Annotated in this window: 12 protein-coding genes; 9 read left to right on the top strand and 3 right to left on the bottom strand. The window is 47.8% G+C overall.

Annotated features, from left to right (window positions below; translation table 11 throughout):
* The first annotated feature begins 63 nt into the window (after positions 1-63).
* The 8 genes from AAKU61_RS13465 to AAKU61_RS13500 all read left to right on the top strand — a co-directional run bounded on the left by AAKU61_RS13465 (position 64) and on the right by AAKU61_RS13500 (position 10,157).
* Entirely contained in the window at positions 64-303 is a 240-nt protein-coding gene (locus tag AAKU61_RS13465; protein ID WP_354333072.1) for a GNAT family N-acetyltransferase, read from the top strand.
* A 304-nt stretch (positions 304-607) separates the two neighbouring features.
* Positions 608-697, top strand: coding sequence for a K(+)-transporting ATPase subunit F (gene kdpF / locus AAKU61_RS13470; protein ID WP_322118514.1), 90 nt, complete (start codon positions 608-610; stop codon positions 695-697).
* Entirely contained in the window at positions 697-2,505 is a 1,809-nt protein-coding gene (gene kdpA, locus AAKU61_RS13475) for a potassium-transporting ATPase subunit KdpA (protein ID WP_354332992.1), read from the top strand. The genes kdpF and kdpA overlap by 1 nt, the downstream gene beginning before the upstream one ends.
* Positions 2,506-2,525: 20 nt before the next feature.
* The gene (gene kdpB, locus AAKU61_RS13480; RefSeq protein WP_354332994.1) at positions 2,526-4,676 is read left to right on the top strand and encodes a potassium-transporting ATPase subunit KdpB; all 2,151 of its coding nucleotides are present in this window, start codon (positions 2,526-2,528) and stop codon (positions 4,674-4,676) included.
* Between the two features lie 13 nt (positions 4,677-4,689).
* Entirely contained in the window at positions 4,690-5,268 is a 579-nt protein-coding gene (kdpC, locus tag AAKU61_RS13485; RefSeq protein ID WP_354332996.1) for a potassium-transporting ATPase subunit KdpC, read from the top strand.
* Positions 5,269-5,746: 478 nt separating this feature from the next.
* Positions 5,747-8,497: a two-component system sensor histidine kinase KdpD gene (kdpD, locus tag AAKU61_RS13490; protein ID WP_354332998.1), complete on the top strand. Its 2,751-nt coding sequence runs from the start codon at positions 5,747-5,749 to the stop codon at positions 8,495-8,497.
* Between the two features lie 91 nt (positions 8,498-8,588).
* Positions 8,589-9,287, top strand: a complete 699-nt coding sequence (kdpE, locus tag AAKU61_RS13495) for a two-component system response regulator KdpE (protein WP_354333074.1) — start codon at positions 8,589-8,591, stop codon at positions 9,285-9,287.
* 135 nt (positions 9,288-9,422) lie between these two features.
* Positions 9,423-10,157, top strand: a complete 735-nt coding sequence (locus tag AAKU61_RS13500; protein ID WP_354333000.1) for a TorF family putative porin — start codon at positions 9,423-9,425, stop codon at positions 10,155-10,157.
* A 140-nt stretch (positions 10,158-10,297) separates the two neighbouring features.
* On the opposite strand, the gene soxR is transcribed toward AAKU61_RS13500, so the two are convergent.
* Positions 10,298-10,870: a redox-sensitive transcriptional activator SoxR gene (gene soxR / locus AAKU61_RS13505; protein WP_503012615.1), complete on the bottom strand. Its 573-nt coding sequence runs from the start codon at positions 10,868-10,870 to the stop codon at positions 10,298-10,300.
* 83 nt (positions 10,871-10,953) lie between these two features.
* On the opposite strand from soxR, the gene AAKU61_RS13510 reads away from it, so the two are divergent.
* On the top strand, positions 10,954-12,048 hold the full coding sequence (locus tag AAKU61_RS13510; RefSeq protein ID WP_354333003.1) for a questin oxidase family protein: 1,095 nt from the start codon (positions 10,954-10,956) through the stop codon (positions 12,046-12,048).
* Positions 12,049-12,112: 64 nt separating this feature from the next.
* Here AAKU61_RS13510 and AAKU61_RS13515 read toward each other — a convergent pair whose 3' ends face one another.
* Both AAKU61_RS13515 and AAKU61_RS13520 read right to left on the bottom strand, forming a co-directional pair.
* Positions 12,113-13,492: an LLM class flavin-dependent oxidoreductase gene (locus AAKU61_RS13515; RefSeq protein ID WP_354333005.1), complete on the bottom strand. Its 1,380-nt coding sequence runs from the start codon at positions 13,490-13,492 to the stop codon at positions 12,113-12,115.
* Between the two features lie 6 nt (positions 13,493-13,498).
* The gene (locus tag AAKU61_RS13520; protein ID WP_354333007.1) at positions 13,499-14,395 is read right to left on the bottom strand and encodes a MetQ/NlpA family ABC transporter substrate-binding protein; all 897 of its coding nucleotides are present in this window, start codon (positions 14,393-14,395) and stop codon (positions 13,499-13,501) included.
* Positions 14,396-14,440: the final 45 nt, after the last annotated feature.

Raw genomic sequence — 14,440 nt, forward strand, 5'->3', positions numbered from 1 at the left:
CACGCCATGATTGCCACTCTTTAAATTTATCCTGTTGCTATTGTCTCATTTGAGGTAAACACTCTGCTTGGCTTTTTATCGTGCAAAGATCTCTACAATATCGAAGTAGCTGAGTCGTATCGCCGCCAAGGGCACGCAAAACGGGCGTTTGCTGCGCTGGAGTTATTTGTTCGCTCGTTAGGGTTGTCTGTCATAGGTTTGCATGTATTTGCGTTCAATAGTGGTGCTCAAGCTTTGTATGCCTCGCTTGGTTATGAAGTCACTGGTATTAACATGCAAAAGCAAATACCGTTGACTGATTGAATTGGTGCTGGCCCGCTATTAATCTCTCTTAACCGCGTCGCTAAAGCATCTACTAATAACGAATTCATAGCTATAAAACACCTTCCTCATCACGCACTTCAAATTTTTACATCTCGTTTACACCCCTCCTAGCAGTCTTTACAAAATCTTTAGACCCCTCTGGCTATCCTTCCGGTTGTTAAAACTAACTACGTGGAAACATGATGAGCGATCTTCTGGATATTTTTTATGTCGGCGGCATTTTGATCTTTTTTATATTGGTCGCTTTGTTCGCCAACGTTTGTAACAAGTTGGGAGAAACGAAATGAGTATGTTCACTATTTTAGGCGCAGTCGTAGCTGCTGCCTTGTTGGTGTATTTGGTGATTGCATTGTTGAAAGCAGAGGAACTGTGATGACGACTCAGGCGATTGTCTTATTGCTGACATTTTTAGCAATATTGTTGGTGTTGTCCTATCCGCTAGGAAGTTTCATTGCCAAATTAGCGGGTAATGGTCGTGTTCCCGGTTTTGGCTGGTTGTCTGGCTTGGAAAAAGTCTTGTATCGTGCTGCTGGTGTTAATCCAGAGCAGGGCATGGGTTGGAAAACCTACGCGTTTGCGTTGTTGGTGTTCAACACACTGGGCGCGCTGGCGGTGTACTTGCTGCAACGTGTGCAGCAATGGTTGCCGTTGAATCCACAAGGTTTTGCCAATATCAGTCCTGATTCCGCATTTAATACAGCAGTGAGTTTTGTCAGTAACACCAACTGGCAAGGTTACTCAGGCGAATCTGCTATGAGCTATCTGACTCAGATGCTGGTTTTGGTAGGGCAAAACTTCTTTTCCGCCGCGACTGGTATTGCGGTTGTATTTGCGTTGATCCGCGGTTTTTCACATCATTCAGTTAAAGCCATCGGTAACTTCTGGGTCGATATCACTCGCACGACTTTGTACTTGTTATTGCCATTGTCTGTGATCTTCGCTGTGTTCCTGATGGGGCAGGGCGTGATCCAAAACTTTGATGGTTACAAAGATGCGACTTTGCTTGATCCGGTCACTTACAGCCAGCCCAAAGTCGGCGCTGATGGTCAGCCTTTAAAAGATGCACAAGGTGCGCCAGTAATGGAAACCTTGACGACTAAAACCCAAACGATTGCAATGGGTCCAGTAGCGTCGCAAGAATCAATCAAAATGATCGGCACGAATGGTGGCGGCTTCTTCAATGCCAACTCAGCCCATCCTTATGAGAATCCAAACTATCTGACGAACTTTGCACAGATGTTGAGTATTTTCTTGATTCCAGCGGCATTATGTTTTGCTTTTGGTCGCATGGTTGGTGATATTCGCCAAGGCTGGGCGGTACTGGGCGCCATGACAATTTTGTTTGTCGTGATGACGATCGGTGTATTGATGGCAGAGCAGCAAATCCATCCGCTAATGCAAGCCTTGAATGTTGATCAGGTGACGAGTGTGCTGCAATCCGGCGGCAATATGGAAGGTAAAGAAACTCGCTTCGGTATCAGTGCCTCTGCCTTGTTTGCAGCAATTACGACTGCAGCATCTTGCGGTGCTGTAAATGCGATGCATGATTCTTTAATGCCACTCGGTGGTCTGGTACCTATCGTCCTGATGCAGTTTGGTGAAGTAGTGTTTGGCGGTGTTGGTTCTGGTTTGTACGGCATGTTGATTTTCGCAATCCTGGCAGTGTTTATCGCTGGCTTGATGATTGGACGCACACCAGAATATCTGGGCAAAAAAATCCAGTCTTATGAAATGAAAATGACCGCGATCGTGATCTTGGTGACGCCAGCATTGGTATTGGTTGGTACTGCGATTGCAGTGATGGCAGATGCAGGCAAAGCTGGTATTGCCAATCCTGGTGCGCATGGTTTCTCTGAGATGCTGTATGCCTTTACCTCCGCTGCAAATAACAACGGTAGTGCGTTTGCTGGTTTGTCTGCCAACACACTTTTCTACAACATCATGTTGGCGATTGCGATGTGGTTTGGTCGCTTTGCGATGATCGTGCCTATCTTGGCGATCGCTGGTTCTCTGGCAGCTAAAAAACGTTTGGAAGTGAACGCAGGCACCATGCCGACCCATGGCTGGATGTTTATCTCGTTGCTGGTTGGTACGGTGGTGTTGATTAGCGTCTTGAATTATGTTCCGGCATTGGCGCTTGGACCGGTTGTCGAACATCTGCAATTGTTCGCGGCTCATTAAGTTCACTAAGGAAAAAACTCATGTCTAGCGTTAATTCTCAAAATACAAATAAAGCCATAGCTGATCAAGGTGATGCCTCCGCAGATAAACTGCGTAGCGCAAAATCACTCAGCATGATGGATAGCACACTGATGTGGCCAGCAGTTGTCGATGCCTTTAAAAAGCTGAATCCAGCGACGCAATTGCGCAGCCCGGTGATGTTTGTGGTGTATGTCGGCAGTATCTTAACTACGCTGTTGTGGCTGCAAGCCTTGTTTGGTAAAGGTGAAGCCAGTGCTGGTTTTATCCTGGCGATATCAGTCTGGCTGTGGTTCACCGTCTTGTTCGCTAACTTTGCCGAAGCATTGGCGGAAGGTCGCAGCAAAGCGCAAGCCGCGTCGTTACGCGCTTTAAAGCAAACAGTGATTGCCAAGAAACTGGCAGTACCAAAACACGGCACAAGCTGGTTGCCAGCCAATGCCAGCGACTTGCGTAAAGGCGATGTCTTGTTGGTAGAAACTGGTGATGTCATTCCTATCGACGGTGAAGTGATCGAAGGCGTAGCAACCGTGGACGAAAGTGCGATCACAGGTGAATCCGCACCGGTGATCCGTGAATCTGGTGGCGATTTCTCTGCTGTCACCGGTGGTACTCGCGTGTTGTCAGACTGGTTGGTGATGCGTGTTACGTCGAATCCTGGTGAAGCATTTATTGATCGTATGATCGCCATGGTAGAAGGCGCAAAACGCCAAAAAACACCAAACGAAATCGCATTGACGATTTTGTTGGTAGCACTGACGATTATTTTCTTGCTCGTTACCGTCACTCTGTTGCCATACTCTTTATATAGCGTAGAAGCGGCGAAATTGGCAGGTATTGCATCTAGCCCTATCTCTATTACGGTCTTGATCGCCTTGCTGGTATGTCTGATCCCAACCACGATAGGTGGCTTGTTATCCGCCATCGGTGTTGCTGGTATGAGCCGCATGATGCAAGCCAACGTTATCGCGACATCAGGTCGTGCGGTTGAAGCCGCTGGTGACGTTGACGTCTTGATGTTGGATAAGACAGGTACGATCACTTTAGGTAATCGTCAAGCATCTGAGTTTTTCCCTGCGCCAGGTGTAATCCTTGCTCAATTGGGTGATGCAGCACAACTCGCATCATTAGCTGACGAAACACCAGAAGGTCGCAGTATCGTAGTGTTAGCAAAGCAAAAATGTAATTTGCGTGAACGTGAAATGGCGAGCCTGAATGCGCAATTTATCGAATTCACTGCGCAAACTCGTATGAGCGGTGTCGATATCGGTACTCGTGTCATCCGTAAAGGTGCGGCTGATTCAGTGAAGAAGTTTGTTGAGAGCTTAGGCCGTCCTTTCCCAGCCGAAGTCAGCAAAACAGTGGACGATATTTCTCGTCGTGGTAGTACACCACTGGTGGTAGTGGACGATGGCAAAGTCATGGGTGCGATTGAGTTAAAAGATATCGTCAAAGGTGGCATCAAGGAGCGTTTTGCCGAGCTGCGCCGCATGGGTATCAAAACCATCATGATCACAGGTGACAATAAGCTGACTGCAGCTGCGATTGCCGCAGAAGCCGGTGTAGATGACTTTTTGGCAGAAGCAACGCCAGAAGATAAGCTGAAATTGATCCGCAGCTATCAGTCCGAAGGCCGTCTGGTTGCGATGACTGGTGACGGTACCAATGATGCGCCAGCATTGGCACAAGCAGACGTCGCCGTTGCGATGAACTCAGGTACCCAAGCAGCGAAAGAAGCGGGCAACATGGTGGATTTGGATTCTAATCCAACCAAGTTGTTAGAGATCGTAGAAATTGGTAAACAAATGCTGATGACACGCGGTTCTTTAACTACCTTCTCGATTGCGAACGACGTAGCGAAATATTTTGCGATTATCCCTGCCGCTTTCGTCGCCACCTACCCGCAGTTGAAAGCGTTGGACGTGATGCATTTGTCCAGCCCAGCCTCGGCGATTATGTCTGCGGTGATTTTTAATGCGCTGATCATTGTGTTCCTGATCCCGCTGGCACTCAAAGGTGTGAAGTATCGTGCAATCGGTGCAGCGCGTTTGTTACGTCGTAATCTGTTGATCTACGGTCTGGGCGGTATCGTGTTGCCGTTCGCAGGCATCAAGTTGATCGACATGATTCTTGCTCTGTTTAATTTAGTGTAATGAAGGATTGAAAATGAATTCTCTATTTTCCCAATTTCGTCCTGCCGTAGTGTTGTTTGTTGGCTTCAGTCTGATCGTTGGTGTCGCGTATCCCTACGCAATCACCGGCATCGGCAAAGTGGCGTTTAACAAGCAAGCCGAAGGCAGTCTGGTTGAGCGTGACGGTAAGATGATCGGTTCTAGCCTGATCGGTCAGGCATTCAGCTCAAACAAATATTTCTGGAGCCGTCCTTCTGCGACATCGCCGATGCCGAACAATCCAACGGCGTCGAGCGGTTCTAATCTGGGCCCATTTAATCCAGCACAGATGGATGCGGTTAAAGGACGCATTGCGACCTTGCAAGCAGCTGATCCAGAGAATAAACAAAAGATTCCAGTCGATTTAGTGACCGCATCAGCTAGTGGTCTTGATCCAGAAATCAGTATCGCCGCGGCACAGTATCAAGCGACTAGAATTGCTCGTGAGCGTAAAATGACCAATGAGCAAGTCATGGAATTGATCGAGAAATTCTCACAACGCCCGGTGATGGGTGTGTTTGGAGAGCCACGGGTCAACGTATTAGCCTTGAACCTGGCACTGGATCAGAAGTAATCTGTCATTGTAGATTTACGTAAAATCACCCCGGCTGCGTAGCAGCGACTAGTCTTACCGGAGATCGCTGTCGTCGCTACGTCTGGCCGGGACAATTTTGCGCAAGTCCTGTAGTTGAGTATTGATATGCGGGATGCACCATGTGTGTCCCGTCTATTTGAATAAGAGTATTTCTAAAAGTGCTTAATGACGTGATGCTTGCTTAGTTTTTTCTCGATCAGTTGATTAATGAGTTGATTAGTTAATTAGTTACTAGCCGTAAGTGGTATCAAGCATTTTTAGAAGTAATTTGATTATTCTGTCATTAAATATACTGCTACCTGTATTTTTAATCGTCCAGGTAATGTCTGGACAATAAGGGTGATTTTGGCATATACCCCCCTAATTTTTAGTTTAAGTTATTAATCTGACCGTTTGCAAAAGTAGACTCCATAAGCTGAATCCCGAAGCACAAACCAGAAGCTCAAGAACAACCTAGATGGCTAATATTCACGATCAACGTCCCGACCCCGACATCTTGCTCGCACATGTGCAGGCACAAGAGCGTCGTGCTACCCGTGGCAAGTTGCGTATTTATTTCGGCGCATCAGCGGGTGTTGGCAAGACCTATGCAATGTTGAGTGCCGCGCACAAATTGCAGAGTGAAGGTCAGCCAGTATTAATCGGTGTGGTAGAAACCCATGGCCGCCGTGAGACGCTGGCTCTGCTCGATGGTTTAGAAATCCTGCCACCGAAAGCCATTAATTACCGCGACAAGACGCTGACCGAATTTGATCTCGATGCGGCGCTGGAACGCAAACCACCGTTGATTCTGATGGACGAACTGGCGCATTCCAATGCACCGGGTTCGCGTCATCCTAAGAGATGGCAAGACGTAGAAGAATTACTCGATGCAGGGATTGATGTCTATACCACCGTCAATGTTCAACATTTAGATAGTTTGAATGACGTCGTTGGCGGCATCACCGGTATCCGCGTGGCAGAGACGGTACCCGATACCGTATTTGATGAGGCCGATGAAGTCGTGCTGGTTGATGTCCCCGCTGACGAATTGCTGGCACGTTTGCAAAGTGGCCGTGTCTACAAACCGCAGCAGGCAGAGCGCGCCGCAAAAAATTTCTTCCGTAAAGGCAATCTGATTGCACTGCGCGAGCTGGCCTTACGCCGCACCGCTGATCGGGTAGAAGAAGACGTGCAGGCGTACCGGATAGAAAAATCCATCGGCAAAGTCTGGAAAACAGATGCTGCCTTACTCGCCTGTGTAGGTCCGGGTTTTGGTGCTGACCACTTAATACGCAGTGCCGCCAGATTAGCCAGCCAGCTCAGTGCCGAATGGCATGCGGTCTATGTAGAGACGCCGCAATTACAACGCCTATCTGCGGCGCAACGCGAACGGATTTTAAAAAGTTTAAAGCTAGCGCAAGACCTTGGTGCCAAGACGGCGGTACTGACAGGCCAAGATGTGGCAACGGCGGTAGTCGATTATGCGCATAGTTTGAATTTTTCTAAAATTGTGGTGGGGCGTCGCGGCACCTCTTGGTCGCAAACCTCGATTCATAAACGCATTGCTAGTTTAGCTCCTGATCTGGATTTGATCGAAATTGGTCGTGCCGCATCGCATGATGAAAACGCCGAACGCGCCGAAAAAGAAGAACGCGTCGAGCAGTTCAACGCCGCCGGTAGCGATTGGGACAGGGCAGAAGATCCAGTCAGATCAGCTCGCGGATTTCGTAAGCAGTTACGGTATTTATATGCGCTGCTAGCGATCACCGGTACGTCAGTTTTATGTACGCCATTATTAGACCATTTGCATCTGGTCAATATCGCCATGCTGTTTATGCTGGCGGTGGTCTTGGTCGCATTGCGCTTGGGACGTGGTCCTTCTGTACTAGCGACAGTGATCGGGGTAGCGACCTTTGATTTCTTTTTTGTTCCGCCGCGATTTACGTTTGCCGTTAGCGATTTACAGTACTTAATTACCTTTTGTGTGATGCTGGCAGTAGGACTAATAACGGGACATCTGACTGCGGGATTGCGTTATCAAGCCAGAGTCTCAGCCCATCGCGAGTCGCGTGCCAGGGCACTGTATGAGTTCGCACGCGACCTGTCCGGTGTTCTGCAATCTGAGCAAATTTCTGAAAGCACTCAGGCGATTATTCAACGTGCTTTCCGTGCGACAGCGACTTTATTATTGCCGGATGATGCAGGCAAATTACAAGCGCCGCAAACGCCGGTAGAAGGTCTTGATTTAGGTATTGCGCAATGGGCATTTGATAAAGTTGAGGCAGCAGGCATGGGCACAGATACTTTGCCCGCCAGTAGCTTTTTCTATTTGCCCCTGGTTGCGCCTATGCGTACCAGAGGCTTGCTGGTCATACAGCCTGACAACCGGCGCTGGATTTTGATTCCAGAGCAACGTCAACAGTTAGATACCTTTGCTGCATTGGCCGCGATTGCGCTGGAGCGAGTGCATTACATCGAGGTCGCACAGGATGCACTGATCCATATGGAGTCAGAGCGTCTGCGCAATTCTCTATTGGCGGCCTTATCACATGATTTGCGCACACCGTTAACTTCGTTGGTCGGCATTTCAGAATCACTGACGATGTCGAAGCCCACTCTGTCTGATGCCCAACAACAAATGGCGCAAGTGTTGCATGACGAAGCAATACGGATGAGCGCACTGGTATCCAATTTGCTGGATATGGCAAGAATCCAAAGTGGCGAAGTGAAATTGAATTTGCAATGGCAACCGCTGGAAGAGGTGGTTGGTAGTTCTCTGCGTGCCAGCACTGCGGCGTTGGCGCAATACCAGGTGCAAACCAAATTACCGCGTGATTTGCCTTTGCTACATTTTGATGCGGTGCTGATTGAGCGGGTTTTGTGTAATTTGTTAGAGAACGCCGCCAAATATTCTCCGCCGCAATCGCTCATTGTGATCCGTGCCGAAGTAGATGCCCATAACAGCGTGGTCAGAGTGATGGTGGATGATAACGGCCCTGGTTTACCAATAGGGCGCGAAGAAGCGATTTTTGAAAAGTTTACTCGTGGCGAACGTGAGTCCGCCACCCCCGGAGTTGGTCTTGGCCTGGCGATTTGTCGCGCCATTATCGAAGCGCATAACGGGCGCATCGCGGCAGCGCATTCGCAAGAAGGTGGGGCATGTATCTGCTTCACTCTCCCGCTAGGAACGCCGCCCATGTTGCCAGAGCCAGAATTGCTGGTTTAGCTAGTTTAAATACTGGCTGAATAGAATGAGCTAAAACTGATTAAAACGACGTCAACAATTTGCGTTAAAAATACAAGTTAGAAAAATTATGATGACAGAAACCACTCCCACCGCCTTATTGGTCGAGGATGAGCCGCAAATACGCCGCTTTGTACGCAGCGCCCTAGAAGAAGAGGGCTGGCAAGTCGAAGAAGCTGGCAGTTTACAACGCGGCTTGATTGACGCCGGAACCCGCCAGCCCGATTTAATCGTGTTAGATCTTGGCTTGCCAGATGGCGACGGCGTTGATTTTTTAAAAGACTTGCGTAAATGGTCCAGCGTGCCGGTAATCGTGTTATCCGCCAGAGTTAATGAGGCCGATAAAATCAAGGCGCTGGATGCCGGTGCAGACGATTTTTTAAGTAAGCCATTTGGTGTCGGTGAGTTGCTGGCACGTGTACGCGCCACTTTGCGCAGACAGCGTCAGCCTGGCGCTAACACAGATGGTGTCGTGCAATTTGGCGATATCCGTGTCGATCAGCAAGCGCGTATGGTCACCAAAGGCGGAACGATGGTGCATCTGACACCGACAGAATACCGTCTGCTCAGCGCGTTGGTGGCGAACGCAGGACGGGTGGTAACCAACCCGCAATTGCTGCGTGAAGTATGGGGGCCATCTCATTCAGAAGATGGACATTACCTGCGTATTTACATGGGACATTTACGGCAAAAATTGGAAGACGATCCAACCCAGCCACGCTTCTTCTTAACGGAGACAGCAGTCGGTTATCGCTTACTGATACCGAGCTAAAACACTTTTAAACAGAAAAAACCTTCAGGTTGCCAACCTGAGGGGCAGGACTTTGCACGCCTGTCATTTGTACTATGGCAAATTCATTAGTGAATTTTAAGTTTGATCTTTATCTTTTTTATCTTAGGAAATAACATGAAAAAACTACTCCTCGTCAGCGCTCTCTCTAGCTTATTTTTAGGCACTTTTGCTCATGCAGAAGATGCTAAACCAGACAATGAGGTCAGTTTCAATGCAGCACTGACATCTGACTACCGCTATCGTGGTATCTCACAAACACGTTTGCAACCAGCGTTGCAAGGCGGTGCAGATTACACTAACAATCCAACAGGTTTCTATGTTGGTACTTGGGCGTCTACGATCAAATGGATTAAAGATGCAGGTGGTAGTGGCGATGTTGAGCTGGATTTGTATGCCGGCAAACGTGGCGAGATCGCTAAAGACGTTTCTTACGATATCGGAGTTTTGACTTACGTTTATCCATCTAACGATTTGCCTGTTGACGCCAATACGACTGAAATCTATGGTCAAGTAGGATACGGCCCAGCGTATATTAAATACTCACACGCAGTCACGAATTTGTTCGGTTTTGCCGATAGTAAAAACAGTGGCTACCTAGATCTGGGTGCGAACCTTGATATCACCAATGGCTATACATTGAATTTGCACGCAGGTCGTCAAAACGTCAAAAACAATTCAGCAGCGACATACACCGATTGGAAAGTTGGCGTCACTAAAGAATTTTTCGGTGTTACAGGCTCTTTGTCCGTAATCGGTACGAATGCTGACAAGATCGCTTATGCATCGCCAGTGAATGGAAAATTCATGGGTAAAACATCATTGGTTGCAATGATCAGCAAGACTTTCTAATATTAATATTATTGAAATTATTGATACTGGTTTCTTAAACAAACCTGATCAATTGAAAAGCCACCAGCTTTAGCGGGTGGCTTTTTTCTGCACGATTCATAATTTGATTAATGATTGAGGTATTTTTTTATAGCGATTGATTACGTCGATTTAATGGATGATTTTATCGATCTGGATGTAATTGATGACGTGATTAAGCGCTGATGCGCTTTCATCACTTCAATCGCCGTATCGCCGTTTAAATAACGCGCGCCGTTACCACGTTGAGCCGCAACGTCGCCTGGGTTATACAGCGAGCAGGATTTCAGTGAGAGGCAGCCGCAGCCTATGCAGGACGTGAGTTTGTCCCGTAGCGCAACTAAGGCATCTATGCGCTGCTGGAGTGTCGTTTGCCATGAGGATGACAATTTTTCCCAATCTTGTTTTGTCGGTGTGCGTTGTCCGGGCAGTGACGCTAATGCTGATTTGATTTCGCTCAGGCTCAGACCCGCAGTTTGCGCGGCACGAATAAAAGCGATACGCCTCAATACTTCTTTTGGAAACTGTCTTTGTTGCCCCGCATTGCGTGAGCTGGTGATCAATCCTTGTTCTTCGTAATATCGTAATGCACTAGCTGCGAGTCCAGAGCGTTTCGCCAAGTCACCAATGCTAATCAGATTCTCGGTTGATTTTTTCACCGTAATTCCCTTTGTTTCAGCTTTTAATACACGCATCATAGTTAACAAAAATTATCCTTGACTTCAAGTGTACTTGAACTTGTATGCTTATTTCATCAAAAATTGTTAAGGACATTGCGATGAAAAAAGGTTCAACAGAATCTGTCAGGGATTACTCCGCATCTGAGCTTTTAGACCAGCTGCTTGATGCCAGTGCTCATTTTGCGTTGGCATCAAAAGGTACGACTAATCACTGTCCTATGGCATTGATCGCGTTAGCGAAGATGGGAGCCAGCCCAGAACGTTTACAACAGTTTTTTAGTATGTGGCAAAACACTTATGCGCTGCCAATGCGAATGAGTCAATGTAAAGTGACTGCTGATAATTGGCAACGGCAGCTAGGACAAGTGGATAACTTCATGCCCTTACGTGCTTATTTTATGACGGCGATTTCTGCCCGCAGTACTGATGAGGTGTTGATCGAAGTGTTAAGTCAGATCCCTTTTGCGCCAGCAACGGCGGCGTTCCATGCCTTGATCCGCCTCGCATATGGTTTAGATGCGCATCATATTGGAGAAATTGCCGCCGGACTGGCACATCTTGTGGTGTCGAATCTGGACATTAAGATAAAGGACAATCAGCCGCAGTTTGCTGGTACAGCGGAGCAAGCATTGGCCCAGTTGTCGCTATTGTACAAAGCCAATCCAAATCTGTATGTGGGTGATTCGATTGTCGGTAGTCTGAAAGCGGTGGTCGCCGATCCGCGCTTTGCTGATGGCCTCTACCTGATCGAAAATCAGTCTCAGTTATTGAATGAGATGATGCGTGAGATGACAAGCTTAGCAATCGTCGCCTACTGGAAAAGTAAAAATTTTACTGTGCTGCACATGGTCACGGCGATGCATGCTGCGCGCATTGTATTTGCTCGTTTGCCGCAGAATTTAGTCGTCGTCTTATTGCCGCAATTGTGGGTGGCTTTTTGTGCCGCCTATGTGTCGGTAGGAGCACCCTCGCTACCATCACTCGTTTCTGCCGAGCGTGAGGCAGAATTAATACTCAATTCGTTGTACCGAACATCTCCAGAACAAGCCTGGTCAGATTTATTTGCTAAGGCGATTCAGAGTGATAACGACCATGTCATCAAGTTGACTCATACCTGCTATGAACAAAACCGGATTTATCCATCTCCGCTGTATCTGGCGACCATAATCAGGCTGTTGTCCAAAACTGATTAATCTATCTTATGGATTTTTCAACACTAGTTTTTTAGGATGCAAGCGACCTGATCTTAAAAGTAATTTATGCGGATTCCTGAGACTGGATTCTGATCTGCCGTCCAATATGATTTTCAGGCAAGCGATTTCCTGTGCCAAATAACTGGTCGCGCAGTGTGCCGCCGATATAGTGGTTACGATAGCGTCCGCGTTTTTGGAGCTCGGGTACGATGAAATCAACCACGTCGGCCATACTGTCATGTGATACAGCAAACGCCAGATTGAAACCGTCTATCCCGGTTTCTTCTACCCAATCGATCAGTTGATCGGCGATTTGCTGTGGGCTACCGATCAACACCGGACCACGTCCGCCAAGGCCGATAAACTCTGCCGCTTCTCTCACTGTCCAGCGACGTGTAGGGTCAGCCTGGCTGAATGATGCTAATGCCGATCGGCCGGCATCGTTTTCCATATATTCAATTGTGGCATCCGGGTCATATTTACTAAAGTCCACACCAGTCCAGCCCGACAGCAACGCGAGTGCTGCGGTAATGTCGATATGACTGCGGTAGTCGGCATATTTGGCTTGGGCTTCTTCTTCGCTTGCGGCTGTGATGATCAAGGCCTGGGCGTATATCAAAATGTCATCGGCATTGCGTCTGGCTGCTAGTGTGGCAGCGCGCAAGTCTTGTACATAATGTTTGACTACCGCTTTGCTGGGTCCGCTGACGAAAACGCATTCGGCATGTTTGCCTGCAAAATTTTTACCGCGTCCCGATGTACCAGCCTGGAATAACAAGGGAGTGCGCTGGGGCGAAGGTTCACACAAGTGGAAACCTGGCACCCGATAGTTTTCTCCATGATGATGAATCGCGTGAACTTTGCTTGGATCGGTAAATATGCCGTTGACTTTATCGCGTACGACAGCATCGTCTTCCCAACTTTGTTCCCAAAGTTTGTATACGACTTCCATATATTCTTCTGCGATGTCGTAGCGTGCATCGTGACCAATCTGATGTTCTAATCCCAGATTTCGTGCTGCGCTGTCAAGATAGCCGGTGACAATATTCCACGCAATCCGTCCTTTGCTCAAATGATCCAGCGTCGAGATGCGGCGAGCAAATGAGTAGGGATGTTCATAGGTCAGTGCGCAGGTCACGCCAAAACCCAGGTGCTGAGTGGCATGCGCCATCAGCGGTACCAGTGCTAAGGGATCATTCAGCGGAATTTGCACACCGCCACGCAATGCTGCGTCGGCATTCGATTGATAGACGTCATAGACACCAAGTACATCGGCTAAAAATAGTCCGTCAAATAAGCCACGCTCTAGCAGTTGCGCCAGACAGATCCAATGCTCTGGATCTGTGTAACGATGGGACTGGTCACGTGGATGTGTCCAGAGACCTGGCGACTGGTGCCCGACACTATTGATTTGAAATGCGTTAAACCGGATCTGCTTTGCCATGACTGATTATTTCGCACTCACAGTGACAGCCTGCTGATTTAAGCGGCTTTGATTCAATGCTTGCTGATAGTCTGTTTTAACAAAGCCAGCAAAGTGCTTGTTAGTGATCTCAAGAAATTCACGTGAACGGTAGGCGTCCGCTAAATCCTGAACCCATTTACTTCCTTTATCGGCAGTACGCACTGCGACTAGATTTTGGTAAGTCGCGGAAGTTTTTTCTAATGCGAGAGCCTCACTGATTTTGAGCCCCGACGCAATCGCAAAGTTACCGTTGATGAAAGAGTAGTCCGTGTCATCCAGTGAGCGCGGCAGTTGCGCTGCCTCTAACGGGACTAGTTTGATCTTTTTGGTATAGGACGCGACATCTCTTTCTGAGACGCGTATTGGGTCATAGCCTACGCGCAATTTCAGCCAGTTTAATTGTTCCAGCACGACCAGTGCTCGCGCTTGATTAGTCGGGTCATTTGGCAGCGCCACGGTTGCGCCATCTTTGACTTCATCCAGCGTTTTATGTTTTTTACTGTAGATCGCAATCGGTGCAGTGGGTACTTTGATGACTTCAGTCAGCGCCAATTTATTTTCAGTAGAAAACTTGGTCAGATAAACGATATGCTGAAAAACATTCGCATCGAGTGAGCCCTGTGCCAGTGCGAAGTTAGGTTGGATGTAGTCATTAAATTCGACAATCTTTACCTGATATCCTTTTTTCTCTAGGATCGGTTTGATACCTAATTTGACTTGATCCGAGTAGGGCCCCGCAGTTGCACCGATCACGATTTCTTTTTTTTCTTGTGCCAATGCGAGTGGACTAAATATGGTCGTTACCGTGATCGTAGAGCTAATGGCAACACTAGCGAATAAGCCCAAACTAGAGCGACGGCGATTGGATGAAGAGAGTGACATGGAAATTCCTCTTGATAAAAATTTTAGGTTCTTAGGAAGCAAACA

This window comes from Undibacterium sp. GrIS 1.2 (genome assembly GCF_040544435.1).
Classification (GTDB): domain Bacteria; phylum Pseudomonadota; class Gammaproteobacteria; order Burkholderiales; family Burkholderiaceae_D; genus Undibacterium.

What these genes read in the sequence shown, in the direction of transcription:
- kdpF (WP_322118514.1), top strand. Translation starts at nt 608, where the DNA reads ATGAGTATGTTCACTATTTTAGGCGCAGTCGTAGCTGCTGCCTTGTTG.
- kdpA (WP_354332992.1), top strand. Translation starts at nt 697, where the DNA reads ATGACGACTCAGGCGATTGTCTTATTGCTGACATTTTTAGCAATATTG.
- kdpB (WP_354332994.1), top strand. Translation starts at nt 2,526, where the DNA reads ATGTCTAGCGTTAATTCTCAAAATACAAATAAAGCCATAGCTGATCAA.
- kdpC (WP_354332996.1), top strand. Translation starts at nt 4,690, where the DNA reads ATGAATTCTCTATTTTCCCAATTTCGTCCTGCCGTAGTGTTGTTTGTT.
- kdpD (WP_354332998.1), top strand. Translation starts at nt 5,747, where the DNA reads ATGGCTAATATTCACGATCAACGTCCCGACCCCGACATCTTGCTCGCA.
- kdpE (WP_354333074.1), top strand. Translation starts at nt 8,589, where the DNA reads ATGACAGAAACCACTCCCACCGCCTTATTGGTCGAGGATGAGCCGCAA.
- AAKU61_RS13500 (WP_354333000.1), top strand. Translation starts at nt 9,423, where the DNA reads ATGAAAAAACTACTCCTCGTCAGCGCTCTCTCTAGCTTATTTTTAGGC.
- soxR (WP_503012615.1), bottom strand. Translation starts at nt 10,870, where the DNA reads ATGCGTGTATTAAAAGCTGAAACAAAGGGAATTACGGTGAAAAAATCA.
- AAKU61_RS13510 (WP_354333003.1), top strand. Translation starts at nt 10,954, where the DNA reads ATGAAAAAAGGTTCAACAGAATCTGTCAGGGATTACTCCGCATCTGAG.
- AAKU61_RS13515 (WP_354333005.1), bottom strand. Translation starts at nt 13,492, where the DNA reads ATGGCAAAGCAGATCCGGTTTAACGCATTTCAAATCAATAGTGTCGGG.
- AAKU61_RS13520 (WP_354333007.1), bottom strand. Translation starts at nt 14,395, where the DNA reads ATGTCACTCTCTTCATCCAATCGCCGTCGCTCTAGTTTGGGCTTATTC.